Genomic DNA, 15,817 nt, shown 5'->3' with positions numbered 1-15,817 from the left:
GGTCAACAACGCAGCAGCGTTCGACCGGGGCGCCGCGATGGGAGAAGCCGCGGGGAGGAACAGCCCGCCCCAAACCGGTCAGGGAGAGAAAACTTACATGTTGACCCCACTGGCTCCAAGCGTAAAGCGCGCACCCCGCAAGACCCTTTTTGCCAAGCCTTACGTGCAGGTGCTTGTCGCAATCCTGCTCGGAGTCGCGGTTGGCCATTTTTATCCGCAAATCGGAGAAAACCTGAAGCCGCTCGGCGATGCCTTCATCAAGCTCGTCAAGATGATCATCGCGCCCGTTATCTTTCTGACCGTGTCGACTGGAATTGCCGGCATGAGCGATCTTCAGAAGGTCGGCCGTGTTGCCGGCAAGGCGATGGTCTATTTCTTCACCTTCTCGACGCTCGCGCTTATCGTCGGCCTCATCGTCGGCAATGTCATTCAGCCTGGCGCCGGCCTCAACATCGATCTGACCTCGCTCGACGTCCAAGCCGTCAATGGCTATGCCTCAAAGGCCCATGAGCAGTCCGTGACCGGCTTCCTCATGAACATGATCCCGACCACGATTGTCGGCGCCTTTGTGGAAGGCGACATTCTACAGGTGTTGTTCTTCTCCGTCCTCTTCGGCATCGCGCTGGCGATGGTCGGAGAATCGGGCAAATCGGTTCTTTCCTTCCTTCAGGACCTCACTGCACCCGTTTTCAAATTGGTCGGCATCCTGATGAAAGCCGCGCCGATCGGTGCTTTCGGAGCAATGGCCTTCACGATTGGCAAATATGGCATCGGTTCGGTAGCCAACCTTGCGATGCTGGTCGGGACCTTCTATCTCACGGCCTTCCTCTTCGTATTCGGGGTTCTCGGTGCAGTCTGTCGCTACAATGGCTTCTCGATCTTTTCTCTTATCCGCTACATAAAGGAAGAGCTGCTGCTGGTCCTCGGAACGTCCTCCTCCGAGGCTGCGCTGCCCTCTCTCATGGAGAAAATGGAAAAGGCCGGCGCCAAGCGCTCGGTCGTGGGCCTGGTTATCCCGACCGGATATTCCTTCAATCTGGATGGCACCAATATCTACATGACCCTCGCGGCCCTTTTCATCGCGCAGGCGACGAATACGGATTTGTCAGTTGGCGATCAGGTCCTGCTGCTGCTCGTCGCGATGCTTTCCTCCAAGGGTGCAGCAGGTGTCACAGGTGCCGGCTTCGTCACGTTGGCCGCTACGCTCTCCGTAGTGCCGGCAGTTCCCGTTGCTGGAATGGCGCTGATCCTTGGCGTCGATCGCTTCATGTCGGAATGCAGGGCACTGACGAATTTGGTCGGTAACGCGGTGGCATCGCTCGTCGTCGCCCGCTGGGAAGGCGAACTGGATCAGGCGCAATTGAAAGCTGCATTCTGCGGCCACCAGCCTGCCGAGACATCAACCGGCCAGCCACTGATAACGCCCGCGCCGAGCAACTCGGCAGCATCGCTGCCGGTTGAATCGCCTGGCTGGTCCCAAACGCCGGACGATCGGGCCGCGGGTTCCAAACAAACTCTCGCGGGCCGATGAAATCAACAATCCCGAAATGCAGTGGGTGCAAAATCATCTGCGCCTTGCGAAGGTCTTGCACCGGTCACGACACACAAGCCCTCGATGATGCGCTTAATGCCTCCGAAGTTTGCGACGGTTCGTGGAACCGGGCGCGGAGCTGGGTCGGAGCCGTCGGCACGGCTGAACGATTCGCCCAGGCTCTACATTTCGGCTTCTACCTCGCACCATGCCACGACCAGAATTCGGTAGCGAACAGGATCAATGCAGGAATGACAGATTTTACTGAATCGACCTTTGCCGGATTTCTTCTTGATGTCGTTTAATCAGACTCGAACAATGGCGAAGCGACCCATAATTGCTGATATCGCCCGGGAAGCCGGGGTTAGTGTTGCCACCGTTGACCGAGTTCTGAATGCCCGTCATCCGGTGCGGAAGGAGACTGCGCAGCGGGTCTTAGCGGCGGCACAGGCCATCGGATATCACGCCGCAGGTCTTATCAAGCAGCGCCTGCAGCCGGACCTGCCGCAATATCGGCTTGGCTTCATCTTGAGAAAACCGACTCACCACTTCTACCAGGGCTTCGCGCGTGAGGTCGAAGCGGCGGTCAACGCGGCGAAGTGCTTCCATGGCACTTCGCTCATCGAATTCGCGCCGTCGCACATGCCATGCGACCTTATTCCATTGCTCAAGGAATTCGGAGCGCGCTGCCACGCGATCGCCATGGTGGCGCCGGACCATCCGGCGATCACGGCAGCCGTCCAAGAACTCAAGGCAAAAGGCATCCCCGTTTTCTCGCTGCTTTCCGATTTCGCCGAAGGTGTTCGTGAGGGTTATATCGGCCTCGACAACCGCAAGGTCGGGCGGACGACAGCGTGGATGCTTTCAAAGGTCGCAAGACGGCCGGGCAAGGTGGCGGTTTTTGTCGGCAGCCACCGTTTTCAGGGGCAGGAGCTGCGGGAGGTCGGCTTTCGCTCCTATTTCCGTGAGAATGCACCGGCATTCGAGCTGCTCGATCCGCTCGTGAACCTTGAGGCACGGCAGATCACCTACGAGGCCACGCTGGATCTCATGCAACGGGAACCCGAACTCACCGGCTTCTATGTGGCCGGCGGAGGTATGGAGGGAGCGATCTCCGCGCTCCGTGAAGAAGGCGAAAGCCGGGGTCTCGTCGCGATCGTTAACGAGATCACGCCAGAGTCACGGGCTGCACTCGCAGATGGCATGATCACGATGTCGGTCGCCACGCCCCAGCGCCTGCTTTGCCAGGAACTGATGACGCTGATGGCCCAGGCCATCAAGGTCGGCACTTCGGAGACGCTTGGGCAGACTTTTCTGCCGTTTGAGATCTATCTGCCGGAAAACATCTGAAAAACTGATAAAATACTATCATGAGAGCCTAATTTCCTTTCATTCATGAAAGAAAAGCAGCGGGAGTTTGATTGACTCACCTGCCTCATTCCGGTCTCGTTTAACAACGAATGATTGCTGCGCGGCGGAAGCCAGTCAGCCGAGAACGACGACCCGCACTTCATGAAGAGAGAGGAAAGCCATGCGTCAAGCATCGCTCCGCTTTGCTATCGACCGCATGACGCCGCCCCATCTTGCCAGGGCCGCACTTGCTCGCGGCCGGGGCCTGACTGGCATCGACATTAGCTATCATCTCAATGGCAATTTCATTGCGCGCGAAAAGCCGGCTGCAGACGTCCGTCTTGCTGACGGATCAATCGTCACGACTATCTTCATCAACGCCTTTTCGTGTTTCAATGAATCCCCGCGTGCAAGGGCGAGGCGAGCAAACTCGTCGATTGTGCAGCGGCCTGCGGAGCGAAGACGCCGACGAATGCGATTCGCCAAGGACATCCACGCGCTGGACAATAGGCGCACTTGCCTCGGGCATCGATTTCATGGCGCGAGATGGATGATCACATGCACGATACTCGCAACTCCGAGCAAAGTGCCAGGCAGATCTCGTCACGCTGCATATCGCTTCCAAAAATGAAAAGCCCTAATTCAAAGTCCGAGATGAATAACGTGGTCCCTATTGTGCCGTTGCACGAGAGGGCGCCGGACATCTTTGAAACGTCGATAGCGCTCACCGCTCCCTCTGGGCTGGAAGCCACGTTGGCCAACGTCGTCGACCTCCTGCCATCGTTGGTGCAGGTGCGGCACGGCATCATCTCGCTCTGCGACGGTGCCGGCATACCGGACATGACCGTCGGCGCCGGCTGGAGCGAAGGCAGCGATGAGCGCTACCGCAAGCATCTGCCACGGGCGGCGATCGACCAGATCATAACGACGGGCATGGCGCTCGTCGCCGAGAACATAGCGTTGGATCCGGCTTTCAACGCCGCCGACAAGGAGGTGCTCGGGGCGTCCGACAACATGAAAGTGTCGTTCATCGGCGTACCCATTCGCGTCGATGCGAACGTCGTGGGCACGCTGACCATCGACCGCATCCTGGACAACAAATCAGGCTCCCTCCTCGATTACGACCTGCGCCTCCTTACCACAATCGCTAATCTGGTTGGACAGACAGTGAAGCTGCATCGCCTGTTCGCGTCCGACCGCGAGCGACTGATGGCCGAAAAAATCCGGATGCAAAAGCAATTCGGCGAACTCAAGCAGCCTGGGCATGAGGGCAAAAGGGCTCATGTCAAGGGGATCATTGGCGACAGCCCGGCGCTGCGCGGGCTGCTTGAGAAGGTCGCGTTAGTAGCCAGGTCCAACAGCACCGTTTTGCTGCGCGGGGAATCGGGGACCGGCAAGGAGCTGGTCGCCAAGGCCGTTCACGAGATGTCGGGACGCGCCAAGCGGCCGTTCATCAAGCTCAATTGCGCAGCGCTCCCTGAGACAGTCCTGGAATCCGAACTGTTCGGTCACGAAAAGGGTGCCTTTACCAGTGCATTCAACTCGCGCAAGGGGCGCTTTGAGCTCGCCGACAAGGGAACGTTGTTTCTGGACGAGATCGGTGAGATTTCGGCCTCGTTCCAGGCAAAGCTGCTGCGCGTGCTGCAGGAGCAGGAGTTCGAGCGCGTCGGCAGCAACCAGACGATTAAGGTCGACGTTCGCGTGATTGCCGCCACGAACAGGAACCTGGAAGACGCGGTTGCAAGGAACGAGTTTCGCGCCGACCTTTATTATCGCATCAGCGTTGTTCCCTTGCTGGTGCCGCCATTGCGCGAAAGGCGCGGTGATATTCCGCTCCTTGCTGCTGAGTTTCTCAAGAATTTCAACAGCGAGAACGGCCGTACGATGGTCTTCGATGCGAGTGCGACTGAAGTGCTGATGAACTGTGCTTTTCCCGGAAATGTCCGCGAGCTTGAAAATTGCGTGCAGCGGACGGCGACCCTGGCAGCGGGAGCGTCAATCGGCAGAAACGACTTTGACTGCTGCCATGGCCGATGCCTTTCCGCGATGCTATGGAAGCACGCATCGAAGGAGACTGCGCCGAAATCGGAGCCGATCGCACCATTGCCACTGAACCCGGCCATGCAATCGTCTGGTGCTTTTGCTTCGGCCGCCATTGGGGTCCCGCATGACGACAGCGAGCAGGCACTGCCAGCGCCTGTTCGGCTAGGCCTCGTAAGCGACGCGAAGATGACCGATCGCGAGCGTCTCATCGCGGCCATGGAAAGATCCGGCTGGGTACAGGCAAAGGCAGCGCGCCTGCTTGGACTGACGCCGCGCCAGATTGGTTACGCGCTGAGGAAATACGGTATCGAGATCAAGAATCTCTGAACCTGCTGTCGGATTTCAAGCGGGGCCACGAGATAGCGCGCGAGGCGAATAGCTGGGACAAATTAGCGTTGATTGGTACGGCTCGGACCTCCGTCGGTGAGGCGTTGCAGCCCTCCTGTTGGCGCCGGCCGCAATCCACGGCCCGCTCGACCGCACGGCGCTTGGTATCCCAGTCAAGTTGGCGCAAACGCAGCGCCGTCATGGTCGGTCCGATGGCCATGTCGCTCCGCCGGCCCCGTGCCGGATGTCTCGCCATTGAAACGGAGAACAGTGCGCCGTCAACCAACCTTACCGGAGTGGTGTAGGTCGTCAGGCAGATAAGCGCCGTGCTGCCTTTCGCGCACGCATATCCGGCGGCGTGATCGCCTTTTACGATACCTCCGACGCTCAATCGACGTCTCTCCTCACCCAGCGTCACCCACGGCGAGTGTCGCGTTTGGCATATTTTTGTGCAGGTTCGAAGAGGTAAAGTCGCCACAGCGCGTGGTGTTGACGCGACGATTGGTATGATAAAGAACAGAACTAAATCGGTTTAGACAGTTCGCACGGAGGTCTAACCCAAGTGGCTCAGGAACCATGGATCAGGCCAAAGGACCAAGGAAAGGCAGAACCATAGGCAAGACCAACAATGTCAACGCCGACCTGATCGCAGTCGTGGTCGCCGTGAACGACGCTGGACCATGTGTTCTGACCATCGAACAGGGGGCCGCTCTTCCCTCGGGCCCGTTTGAGCTCGCTCATCGTTCGCTCCAGTCGGGGCTTAGGGCATGGGTGGAACTGCAGACCGGTCAGCCTCTCGGTTATATCGAGCAGCTCTACACCTTTGCCGATCGCGATCGGGTCGGCGCCAACCAGCGCGTGATCTCGATCAGCTATCTCGCACTCACCCGCGAAGAAGATGCGGGCGCCTCGGGCAGGCGCAGTTGGGCCAGCTGGTACGACTATTTCCCGTGGGAGGATCATCGGTCCGGCAGGCCCCCGATAGTGCTGGAAGAATTGCGGCCGCGCCTTATCGAATGGGCGGACGGCGCGGACGACGGCGCGACGCGCTTCGATCGCCGACGGCGAGCGGCGGTTGCCTTTGCCTTGGACGGCCGGGCATGGAACGAAGAACTCGCGCTGCAGCGCTACGAGCTGCTCTACGAAGCCGCCCTGGTGGAGGAAGCAAAGCGCGGCGGAGTTTCGGCCATCCTCCCTTCGGTGCCGGGCAGATCGATGATCGCCGATCACCGCCGCATTCTGGCAACGGCTATTGCACGACTGCGCTCCAAAATTAAATACCGGCCTGTTGTGTTCGAACTGATGCCGCCGCTCTTCACGCTTTTGCAGCTACAGCGAACTGTGGAGGCGCTCTCCGGCAGGCTCATCAACAAGCCGAACTTTCGCCGGCTCATAGAGCAGCAGGAACTGGTTGAGAAGACCGGGGCGACGACCGCCGAGACCGGCGGCCGGCCTGCGCAGCTCTACCGCTTCCACCATACTATTCTCGACGAGAGGCCTGTGGCCGGCACAAAATTACCGCTCGCACGGGCTTGACACCCCTTATAGTCACAACGATTATATATATCTTATAATCAGATGGACTATAACTGGAGGCTCGATGAGTGCCGTCCTGCCTTCGAGCGCCTCACTGTACGACCGCGTTCGGCGCGTTATCCCACCGATCGAGTGGTCGGTCTTCGTCGAGGATATCGACGCAATCCTGAATCTGAAGCGACAGCGCAATGCGGTCATCCTGGCGCATAACTACCAGACGCCGGAGATTTTTCACTGCGTGGCTGACATCGTCGGCGACAGCCTGGCGCTGGCCCGCAAGGCGATGACAGTCGATGCCGAAATCATCGTGCTCGCGGGCGTGCATTTTATGGCCGAGACCGCCAAGCTCCTCAATCCGGACAAGACCGTGCTCATCCCGGATCTCGGCGCCGGCTGTTCGCTGGCCGAGTCGATCACCGCCGAAGACGTGCGCCTGATGCGGCAGCGTTATCCGAGCGTTCCAGTGGTGACCTACGTCAACACCTCCGCCGCGGTGAAGGCTGAATCCGACATCTGCTGCACCTCGGGCAATGCGCTCGCGGTGGTGAAATCGCTCGGCGCGCCGCGTGTGATCATGCTGCCCGATGAATATCTGGCGAAGAACATCGCGGCGCAGACCAAGGTCGAGATCATTGCCTGGAAGGGGCGCTGCGAGGTGCACGAACGCTTCACCGCGGCCGACATCCGCGAGCTGCGTGAGGCCCATCCCGGCATCAGTGTACTTGCCCATCCCGAATGTCCGCCTGAAGTGGTCGCGGAAGCCGACTTCGCCGGCTCGACGGCGGCGATGTCCGACTATGTCGCGCGGCATAGGCCGGCGCGTGTGGTGCTGATGACGGAATGTTCCATGAGCGACAACGTCGCGGTCGAGCATCCGGAAGTAGATTTCGTGCGCCCATGCAATCTGTGCCCGCATATGAAGCGCATCACGCTCGCCAACATCCGGACCGCGCTCGAGGAGAACCGCCACGTCGTCACGATCGATCCTCATGTCGCTGAACGGGCCCGCTGGGCTGTGGAACGCATGCTCTTTGTATGACGGCGGACATCCATCACATTGGCGGAGCGCCGGTCATCATCGGCGCTGGTATCGCCGGGCTCATGACGGCGCTACACTTGGCGCCGCAACCAGTCGTCCTTCTGTCAAGGACCTCGCTCGGAACCGAAGCCTCGAGCATTCTAGCCCAGGGCGGGCTCGCAGCGAGTCTGGGGGAGGACGACAGCCCCGACTTGCACCTCGCCGATACGCTTGCTGCCGGCGATGGGCTTTGCGACGAACAAATGGCCAGGAGGGTGGTAGAGGCCGTACCTCAAGCCGTCGAGAACCTTATTCGTCTTGGTGCTCCTTTCGACCGGTCGCTAGACGGGAGGCTACGGCTGGGCCTGGAAGCGGCGCATTCGCGTCGCCGCATCGTGCACGCCGCCGGCGACGCAACTGGCCGCGAGTTGTTTCGGGCGCTACTCGGCGTGGCGCGGCGAACCCGTTCGATCACGATCATGGAAGGCATGACAGCGCTTCGCTTGGTTGTCGCGGAGGGCAGCATTGTTGGCTTGCTGACTGTCCTGCATGGCGCCGTGTTCGCATTGCCCACACGCCGCGTGGTGCTGGCGACCGGTGGGATAGGCGGCCTGTTTTGCGATACAACCAATCCGCTCTCCTCATTCGGGCACGGCCTGGCGCTGGCAGCCTGTGCTGGAGCGGAACTAGCCGATCTCGAATTCGTGCAATTCCACCCGACGGCCCTCGACATTGCGCGCCGGCCAATGCCGCTTGTCAGCGAAGCAGTGCGTGGCGAAGGCGCGGTGCTCATCGATGAGCACGGCCATCGCTTCCTGGCAGACACGCCCGGGGCAGAACTCGCATCGCGCGATGTGGTCGCGCGGGCGATCTCCGATCAGCTCGCCGCCGGGCATGGCGTCTATCTCGATGCCCGACATTGTCTCGGGCAGAAATTCGCAAGACGCTTTCCGGCAATCGACGCTATTTGCAAGCATGCCGGCATCGATCCGGCGGTGGAACCCATTCCCGTGCGGCCCGCTGCTCACTATCACATGGGCGGCGTGGCCGTTGACGCCGAGGGGCGAACTTCCGTTAGCGGCCTGTGGGCCTGTGGCGAAGTCGCATGCACAGGACTGCATGGCGCCAACCGGCTTGCCAGCAACTCGCTGACCGAAGCGGTTGCAACCGCCGCCTGGGTGGCTGAAAGCGTCGCAGCTACCTCTGCGGGTGGGCAGTGGCCTAGGCTTCCGGCAACTGTTCCCATCCGGCCCGACCCTTCACCTATTCGCCCAATTGTGTCCAATGCGCTTGGCATTGTTCGGAATGGGAAATCATTGTGCGACACGGTCGCGACACTGCTGCCGATCTCTGTTTGCGAGACGGCCGCGGCCGATCCGGCCCTGGTGGCATTGTTGATGGCGATCGCCGCCCTTCGGCGCGAGGAGAGCCGCGGCTCCCACTTTCGATCCGATTTCCCCGGGCGCGATCCCGCCGCCCTCCCCTCACGATTGACGCTCTGCACAGCTTTTGAGAATGCCGTCACGCTCAGATGGCAAGCATCCGAACGGAGCCGTTGACATGACTTCACTTGCACCACTTCCCCAGATCATCATGGAGCCCATCGTGCGTTCTGCCCTGCTTGAAGACCTGGGCAGAGCCGGCGACATCACGAGCGATGCGATCATCCCCGCCGATTTCAAAGCGACGCTGGCGTTGAATGCCCGGCAGGCAGGCGTTGTTGCCGGGCTCGACTTGGTCATGTTTGCCTTCCTGCTGGTCGATCCCGGGATCAGCATCCAGCTGCGGTGTCCTGAGGGCGGCAAGGTCTCGGCCGGCCAGACCATCGCGATCGTAAACGGGCCGGCGCGCAGCCTGCTGACGGCGGAGCGGACGGCGCTCAATTTCTTATGCAAACTCAGCGGCATCGCGACGGCAACGGCTACGCTCGTAAACGCGGTGAGGGGCCATAACGCAAAAATCGTGTGCACACGCAAAACGACGCCCGGCCTGCGTGTCCTGGAAAAGTATGCGGTACGAGCGGGCGGCGGTGCCAATCACCGCTTCGCGCTCGACGACGCCGTGCTGATCAAGGACAACCACATCGCCATTGCCGGCGATATCCGCACCGCAATCGAGCGGGCGCGCAGCGCCATCGGTCACATGGTCAAGATCGAGGTCGAGGTCGACAGGCTGGACCAGTTGGAGATGGCGCTGGCAGCGGGTGTCGACGCCGTGCTCCTCGACAACATGTCGGTCGAGGACCTTACGCAGGCTGTGGCTATGGTCGGTGGCCGCGCGATCACCGAGGCTTCGGGCCGGGTGACGCGGGCGAGCGCCGGGGCAATTGCGGCGACAGGCGTCGACCTCATATCGGTCGGCTGGCTTACCCACAGCGCGCCCATCCTCGACATTGGTCTCGACATGCCGGCCGACCGAAATTGCAACAGGCATCTGAACTGATGGAGAGGACATGAACCGGGATCGCAGGAACTCCTTTGTTCGCAGGCTAACCTGCGTCAGCACGTCCCAGGTTCCACCAACAGCCGACGCAAGCCTTCTCGGCGCCAGGCGACACGCTTCAACAACGGAGGCGGGAGGGACGGACCAGCAAGGCACAGAAAGCCGCGTCGCAGCCCTTGGCGTCATCATCTGCCGACTCGACGAGATGCGCCAGTTGGCGGCCTCTCACGGGCTGGAACTTCTGGGTTATCTGCTGGAGGTCGCCTTCACCGAATCCTGCGACGCGATCAGAAAGGAGCATTCCTGTGCTCAGAGTAATATAACGGAAACCGTAATCCCCACGGATGACGTGAGTTGAGCCTGCGGGCAGCAGTTGGAGAGTCCGCTCAAGAGCGCCACCAGTCGCGTTTCGATAGAAGACTTCCCGCTGGCATGCGCCTGGTCTTCAGCATCCACTGCAACGCTCCAGGTCAAGGACGGAAGATTATGGAGAACAAGATTTTATGAACGAACTCAGCCCAGACCTGACCTCGGATCCAATCGGTTGGGCGCTTCCCCCTTGGACGCGAGCGGAAGCCCAAGCGCTCCACGACGCGCCATTCAACGACCTTTTGTTTCAGGCGCAGACCGTTCACCGGCAGAACTTCGATCCCAACAAGGTCCAGCTGAGCCGGCTTCTCAGCATCAAGACCGGCGGATGCCCGGAGGATTGCGGCTATTGCAGCCAATCGGCACATCACGAAAGCGGGTTGAAGGCGTCAAAGCTGATGGAGGTCCGGCGCGTCATCGCCGAGGCGACCAAGGCACGCGATGCCGGCGCCACCCGCTATTGCATGGGCGCGGCCTGGCGAAACCCGAAGGCGCGCGACATGGACGCGGTGGTGGCGATGGTCGAGGGTGTCAAGGCACTCGGCATGGAGACCTGCATGACGCTCGGCATGCTCGATCTTGAGCAGGCCGCTCGTCTGAAACAGGCCGGTCTCGACTACTACAACCACAACATCGACACCTCCGAGCGCTATTACTCAGAGATCATCTCGACCCGCACGTTTGCCGACCGGCTGGATACGCTCGCCAATGTCCGCGACAGCGGCATTAAGGTCTGTTGCGGCGGCATTGTCGGCATGGGCGAAGAGCCGGTGGACCGGATCGACATGCTGGTGACGCTGGCCAACCTGCCGGAGCATCCCGAAAGCGTTCCGATCAACATGCTGATCCCGATCGAGGGCACCCCGCTGGCCGAGGCCAAACCCATCGAGCCGATCGAATTCGTGCGCGTGATCGCGCTGGCCCGCATCATGATGCCGAAGTCGCACGTGCGTCTTTCCGCCGGCCGCACCGCCATGACCGATGAAATGCAGGCGCTGTGCTTTTTTGCCGGCGCCAACTCGATCTTCGTCGGCGACACACTGCTGACGGCGGACAATCCCGGCGAAGACAAGGATACTCTGCTGTTCCAGCGTCTCGGCATCGAGCCGATGGAAATCGGCACGCAATGAACGAGGCACTTCTTGTCCGGTATGACGCGTCCTTGCGCGGACTGGCGCGCAAGGACCGGCTGCGCACACTTGCACCGCGCGCCGGGCTCGACTTCTCGTCGAACGACTATCTCGGGCTTGCCGCCTCCAAAAGACTTGGCGAAGCGGTGGCGGCGGCGATTGCGCGGGGGACGCCGGTCGGCGCGACCGGATCGCGGTTGTTAAGGGGCAACTCACCGGAGCACGAGGCTCTGGAGGCAGACGCCGCGGCGTTCTTCGGCGCCGAACGCGCGCTGTTCTTCGGCAGCGGCTATATCGCCAACTTCGCTCTGCTGACGACGCTGCCGCAAAAGGGCGACCTCTTGATCCTCGACGACCTTGCTCATGCCAGTATGCATGAGGGGGCCCGCGCTGGCCGCGCCGAGTTCAAGCTCGCCGCGCATAACGACATCGATGCTGTCGAGGATGCGATCACCCGCTGGCGCGCCGAAGGCGGCATGGGCCGCATCTGGATCGCGGTCGAAAGCCTCTACAGCATGGATGGCGACCGCGCCCCGATGGCGCGCCTTATCGCGCTTGCCGATCGGCACGAGGCATTCCTCGTCGTCGACGAGGCGCATGCCACCGGCATCTGGGGACCGAACGGCCGCGGGCTGGCCGCCGCTTTCGAGGGCCGCGACAACACTGTCGCACTTCACACATGCGGCAAGGCGCTCGGCGCGTCCGGCGCACTCGTCACCGGGCCGGGAACGCTATGCGACTATCTCGTCAACCGCTGCCGGCCATTCATCTACGCCACCGCGCCGTCGCCTCTGATGGCGGTGGCAGTGCGCGAAGCGCTGGCCATGCTGTCCGACGAGCCCCAACGCCGTGTCCAGCTGCAGGAGCGCGTAGCCTTCGCGGGCCGCCAATTGGCCGAGCGCTGCGGCGTGAAGCCCAGCGGCTCGCAGATCCAGTCCTTTGTCATCGGCGACAACAGGCGCACCATGGCGGTGGCGGCGGCGCTGCAGACGCGCGGCTTCGACATACGCGGCATTCGTCCGCCGACCGTACCCGAGGGCACATCGCGACTGCGCATTTCGCTGACGCTCAACGTCGACGAAGCCGACATTTCGGCCATGGTCGGGGCACTCGTCGAGGTGCTGGCCTCGGCATGACCAAGCGCATCGTTATCACCGGAACGGATACCGGCATCGGCAAGACGGTGTTTTCGGCCGGGCTCACCGGCCTGCTCGACGGCTTCTACTGGAAGCCGGTGCAATCGGGGCTCGACGAGGAGACTGACAGCCAGGTCGTGGAACGGCTCGCCGGCCTGCCGACGGGGCGGGTGCTGCCCGAAGTGTATCGCCTGAAGGAGCCGCTGTCGCCGCATCGTTCAGCCGAACTCGACGGCGTCGCGATAGACATGGCAAAGCTCTCGCTTCCGGACTTGCCGGGCCCGATCGTCATCGAAGGTGCTGGGGGACTGATGGTGCCGCTCAACCGGCGCACCAAGTTCATCGACATATTCGCTCAGTGGCGGGTGCCGGTCATCCTATGCGCCCGTACCAGGCTCGGCACGATCAACCACACGCTGCTGTCGATCGAGGCGCTCAGAGCCCGTTCCATCCCGCTCATCGGCATTGCCTTCATCGGCGATGAGGTGGCCGATACGCAGAGAACAATCGTGGAATTCAGCGGCGTGCGCCAGCTTGGCAGGCTGCCACACATCGATCCGCTGACGAGTGAGACGCTGCGGGATGCGATGGTTGCCGGCTTCGACCTCACAGCGATCGCAGGAGGCGAATGATGCCGCAGTCCCGTGTGTGGCATCCCTTCACCCAGCACGCGCTCGAGCCCGCCATCCCTGAAATCGCCCGGACGGAAGGCGCCTACCTCTACAAGGCCGACGGCACGCGCATCCTGGATGCCATTTCCTCCTGGTGGGTCGTCACGCACGGCCACCGCCATCCCCGCATCATGAAGGCTATCGAGACGACCGCGTCTAGCCTCGACCAGATCATCTTCGCTGGCTTCACCCACGAGCCGGCAGAGCGCCTGGCCAAGGCACTTGTCGGCCTCGCTCCCGCCGGACTCGACTGGGTGTTCTATTCCGACAGCGGCTCGACCTCCGTCGAGGTCGCGCTGAAGATGGCGCTCGGCTATTTCCGCAACATCGACGCGCCGCGCTCGCGCATCGTCGTCATGGAGCACAGCTATCATGGCGACACCATCGGGACGATGAGCGTCGGTGCCCGTGGCGCGTTTAACGCCGCCTACGAACCTTTGCTGTTCGAGGTCGACACCATCCCCTTCCCGGCCGCGGGACGCGAACAAGAGACGCTGGATCGGTTCGAGGCAGTTGCCCGCGACCGGCGCGCGGCCGCGCTGATCGTCGAACCGCTCGTGCTAGGCGCCGGCGGCATGCTGATGTATCCGGCCTGGGTTCTGGCCGAATTGAAGAAGATCGCAGAAACCTCCGGCACGTTGCTGATCGCCGATGAAGTAATGACCGGCTGGGGGCGGACCGGAACCATGTTCGCCTGCGAGCAGGCGTCCATTTCTCCGGACATCCTATGCACGTCGAAGGGCTTGACCGGTGGCGCGATCCCTTTGGCGGCCACGCTCGCCACCGATGCCATCTTCCAGGCCCATTATTCCGAAGACCGTAAGAAAACCTTCTTTCATTCGAGCTCATACACCGCCAATCCGATTGCCTGCGCGGCAGCACTCGCCAATGTCGAGATCTGGCGCGACGAGCCGGTGGCCGAGCGGGTCGCGGCTTTGAGCGCGAAGCAGGCCGCCGGGCTGCAACGCTTCCGGGACAACCCATATTTCACCGACTGCCGAGCCACTGGCACGATCGCTGCCCTCGACCTGCGCACCGGTTCCGCCGGCTATCTCGCCGAGATTGGTCCGAAACTGCGCGCGTTCTTCCTCGAGCGCGGCCTGCTTGTTCGTCCGCTCGGCAATGTCCTCTATCTTCTCCCGCCCTATTGCATCACCGGCGGCGAGTTGGACGCACTCTACGACGCGATCGAGGAGGCCGCCGAACGCTTCGGGTCTAGGCCATGAGCAAGTCGTCGCGCATTCTCGGGTTCGGTCATCATACGCCTGGGCGCAAGGTGGCGAATGCCGAGATCGAGAACAATCTCGGCCTCGAGCCGGGCTGGATCGAAAGGCGTACCGGAATCCGTTCGCGCTTCTGGGCAACGGACGGAGACACGCTGTCTGGTCTTGCCACGCAGGCTGGCGACATCGCGCTGGCGAACGCCGGTATTGACCGCAGCGACATCGGGCTGCTGTTGCTTGCCACCTCGACACCCGACCACCTTCTGCCGCCCAGTGCACCCTTGGTCGCGCACAAGCTCGGCCTTGGCCGCGCAGGCGCGGTCGATCTGACCGGCGCCTGCGCCGGCTTCGTCTATGCGCTGATGTTCGCGGACGGGTTCACCCGCCTGCACGGCAAACCAGCGCTGGTCATCGCCGCCAACATCCTCAGCCGCCGCATCAATCCAGCCGAGCGCGCGAGCTCGGTCCTTTTCGCCGATGCCGCCGGCGCCCTGGTGATCGGTCCTTGCGAGGATCCCTATCAGGGTATTCTCGGCGCTTCGGTGGATTCCGACGGCTCGCGCTACGGGCTGATCCAGATCCCGGCAGGCGGAAGCAACACCCCGTTCCATGGCGAGCTCGATCTCGAGCAGACCCGCATGACGATCACCGACGGCCGCGAAGTGTTCGCCAAGGCGGTTGAGATGATGACTGCCTGCTCGCAGGACGCACTCGCGGCGGCCCGGATGCGGCCGCAGGACATCGATCGGTTCGTACCGCACCAGGCCAATGCCCGCATTTTCGATGCGGTCGGGCGAAACCTCGGCATCGCCGATGAAGCGATCGTCAAGACGATCGCCGAGTATGGCAACTCTTCCGCCGCGACGATCCCGCTCTCGCTGTCGCTCGCCCATCGGGCGGCGCCGTTCCGGCCGGGGGAGAAGGTTCTTCTGGCGGCCGCGGGTGCGGGTCTTAGCGGCGGTGCGCTCGTCGTTGGAATTTAGCCGCGCGAACCGAACTGCCAAGACTGACCTTGAACGATGAATACAGGGACAACGACCA

13 protein-coding genes are annotated in these 15,817 nt (G+C 61.9%); all 13 read left to right on the top strand.

The genetic code is table 11. From position 1 onward, the window contains the following. Positions 1-97 precede the first annotated feature (97 nt). The gene (locus JG747_RS33320) at positions 98-1,531 is read left to right on the top strand and encodes a dicarboxylate/amino acid:cation symporter (protein ID WP_096453579.1); all 1,434 of its coding nucleotides are present in this window, start codon (positions 98-100) and stop codon (positions 1,529-1,531) included. Between the two features lie 318 nt (positions 1,532-1,849). Next, entirely contained in the window at positions 1,850-2,881 is a 1,032-nt protein-coding gene (locus JG747_RS33315; protein ID WP_010913552.1) for a LacI family DNA-binding transcriptional regulator, read from the top strand. A gap of 654 nt (positions 2,882-3,535) precedes the next feature. Next, a complete protein-coding gene (gene nifA / locus JG747_RS33310; protein WP_199201481.1) occupies positions 3,536-5,251 on the top strand; it encodes a nif-specific transcriptional activator NifA in 1,716 nt (571 codons plus the stop codon). A 576-nt stretch (positions 5,252-5,827) separates the two neighbouring features. Next, positions 5,828-6,787, top strand: coding sequence for an NUDIX hydrolase (locus JG747_RS33305; protein WP_010913550.1), 960 nt, complete (start codon positions 5,828-5,830; stop codon positions 6,785-6,787). A 64-nt stretch (positions 6,788-6,851) separates the two neighbouring features. Further along, positions 6,852-7,826 (top strand): quinolinate synthase NadA, encoded by a 975-nt coding sequence (gene nadA, locus JG747_RS33300; RefSeq protein WP_006333927.1) that lies wholly within the window; start codon positions 6,852-6,854, stop codon positions 7,824-7,826. Next, positions 7,823-9,364, top strand: a complete 1,542-nt coding sequence (locus tag JG747_RS33295; protein ID WP_199201480.1) for an L-aspartate oxidase — start codon at positions 7,823-7,825, stop codon at positions 9,362-9,364. Before nadA ends, JG747_RS33295 begins: the two co-directional genes overlap by 4 nt. Position 9,365: 1 nt before the next feature. Then, positions 9,366-10,247 carry a carboxylating nicotinate-nucleotide diphosphorylase gene (gene nadC, locus JG747_RS33290; protein WP_199201479.1) on the top strand — a complete coding sequence of 294 codons (882 nt, stop codon included), beginning with the start codon at positions 9,366-9,368 and terminating at the stop codon, positions 10,245-10,247. Between the two features lie 10 nt (positions 10,248-10,257). Continuing rightward, entirely contained in the window at positions 10,258-10,605 is a 348-nt protein-coding gene (locus JG747_RS33285; protein ID WP_199201478.1) for a hypothetical protein, read from the top strand. A 145-nt stretch (positions 10,606-10,750) separates the two neighbouring features. Further along, the gene (gene bioB / locus JG747_RS33280; protein WP_010913547.1) at positions 10,751-11,746 is read left to right on the top strand and encodes a biotin synthase BioB; all 996 of its coding nucleotides are present in this window, start codon (positions 10,751-10,753) and stop codon (positions 11,744-11,746) included. Next, entirely contained in the window at positions 11,743-12,882 is a 1,140-nt protein-coding gene (locus JG747_RS33275; RefSeq protein ID WP_010913546.1) for an 8-amino-7-oxononanoate synthase, read from the top strand. The genes bioB and JG747_RS33275 overlap by 4 nt, the downstream gene beginning before the upstream one ends. Further along, entirely contained in the window at positions 12,879-13,514 is a 636-nt protein-coding gene (gene bioD, locus JG747_RS33270; protein ID WP_199201477.1) for a dethiobiotin synthase, read from the top strand. The genes JG747_RS33275 and bioD overlap by 4 nt, the downstream gene beginning before the upstream one ends. Continuing rightward, entirely contained in the window at positions 13,514-14,779 is a 1,266-nt protein-coding gene (locus tag JG747_RS33265; protein ID WP_199201570.1) for an adenosylmethionine--8-amino-7-oxononanoate transaminase, read from the top strand. Before bioD ends, JG747_RS33265 begins: the two co-directional genes overlap by 1 nt. After that, the gene (locus JG747_RS33260) at positions 14,776-15,759 is read left to right on the top strand and encodes a beta-ketoacyl-ACP synthase III (protein ID WP_010913543.1); all 984 of its coding nucleotides are present in this window, start codon (positions 14,776-14,778) and stop codon (positions 15,757-15,759) included. The genes JG747_RS33265 and JG747_RS33260 overlap by 4 nt, the downstream gene beginning before the upstream one ends. The last annotated feature ends 58 nt before the right edge of the window (positions 15,760-15,817 follow it).

This window comes from Mesorhizobium sp. 131-3-5, from assembly GCF_016756575.1.
Taxonomy (GTDB): domain Bacteria; phylum Pseudomonadota; class Alphaproteobacteria; order Rhizobiales; family Rhizobiaceae; genus Mesorhizobium; species Mesorhizobium jarvisii.
The sequence above is the reverse complement of the archived record's forward strand: the minus strand, read 5'-3'. Positions and strand labels throughout refer to the sequence as shown.

Coding starts and splice junctions, on each gene's coding strand:
- JG747_RS33320 (WP_096453579.1), top strand. CDS start 98: ATGTTGACCCCACTGGCTCCAAGCGTAAAGCGCGCACCCCGCAAGACC.
- JG747_RS33315 (WP_010913552.1), top strand. CDS start 1,850: ATGGCGAAGCGACCCATAATTGCTGATATCGCCCGGGAAGCCGGGGTT.
- nifA (WP_199201481.1), top strand. CDS start 3,536: ATGAATAACGTGGTCCCTATTGTGCCGTTGCACGAGAGGGCGCCGGAC.
- JG747_RS33305 (WP_010913550.1), top strand. CDS start 5,828: ATGGATCAGGCCAAAGGACCAAGGAAAGGCAGAACCATAGGCAAGACC.
- nadA (WP_006333927.1), top strand. CDS start 6,852: ATGAGTGCCGTCCTGCCTTCGAGCGCCTCACTGTACGACCGCGTTCGG.
- JG747_RS33295 (WP_199201480.1), top strand. CDS start 7,823: ATGACGGCGGACATCCATCACATTGGCGGAGCGCCGGTCATCATCGGC.
- nadC (WP_199201479.1), top strand. CDS start 9,366: ATGACTTCACTTGCACCACTTCCCCAGATCATCATGGAGCCCATCGTG.
- JG747_RS33285 (WP_199201478.1), top strand. CDS start 10,258: ATGAACCGGGATCGCAGGAACTCCTTTGTTCGCAGGCTAACCTGCGTC.
- bioB (WP_010913547.1), top strand. CDS start 10,751: ATGAACGAACTCAGCCCAGACCTGACCTCGGATCCAATCGGTTGGGCG.
- JG747_RS33275 (WP_010913546.1), top strand. CDS start 11,743: ATGAACGAGGCACTTCTTGTCCGGTATGACGCGTCCTTGCGCGGACTG.
- bioD (WP_199201477.1), top strand. CDS start 12,879: ATGACCAAGCGCATCGTTATCACCGGAACGGATACCGGCATCGGCAAG.
- JG747_RS33265 (WP_199201570.1), top strand. CDS start 13,514: ATGCCGCAGTCCCGTGTGTGGCATCCCTTCACCCAGCACGCGCTCGAG.
- JG747_RS33260 (WP_010913543.1), top strand. CDS start 14,776: ATGAGCAAGTCGTCGCGCATTCTCGGGTTCGGTCATCATACGCCTGGG.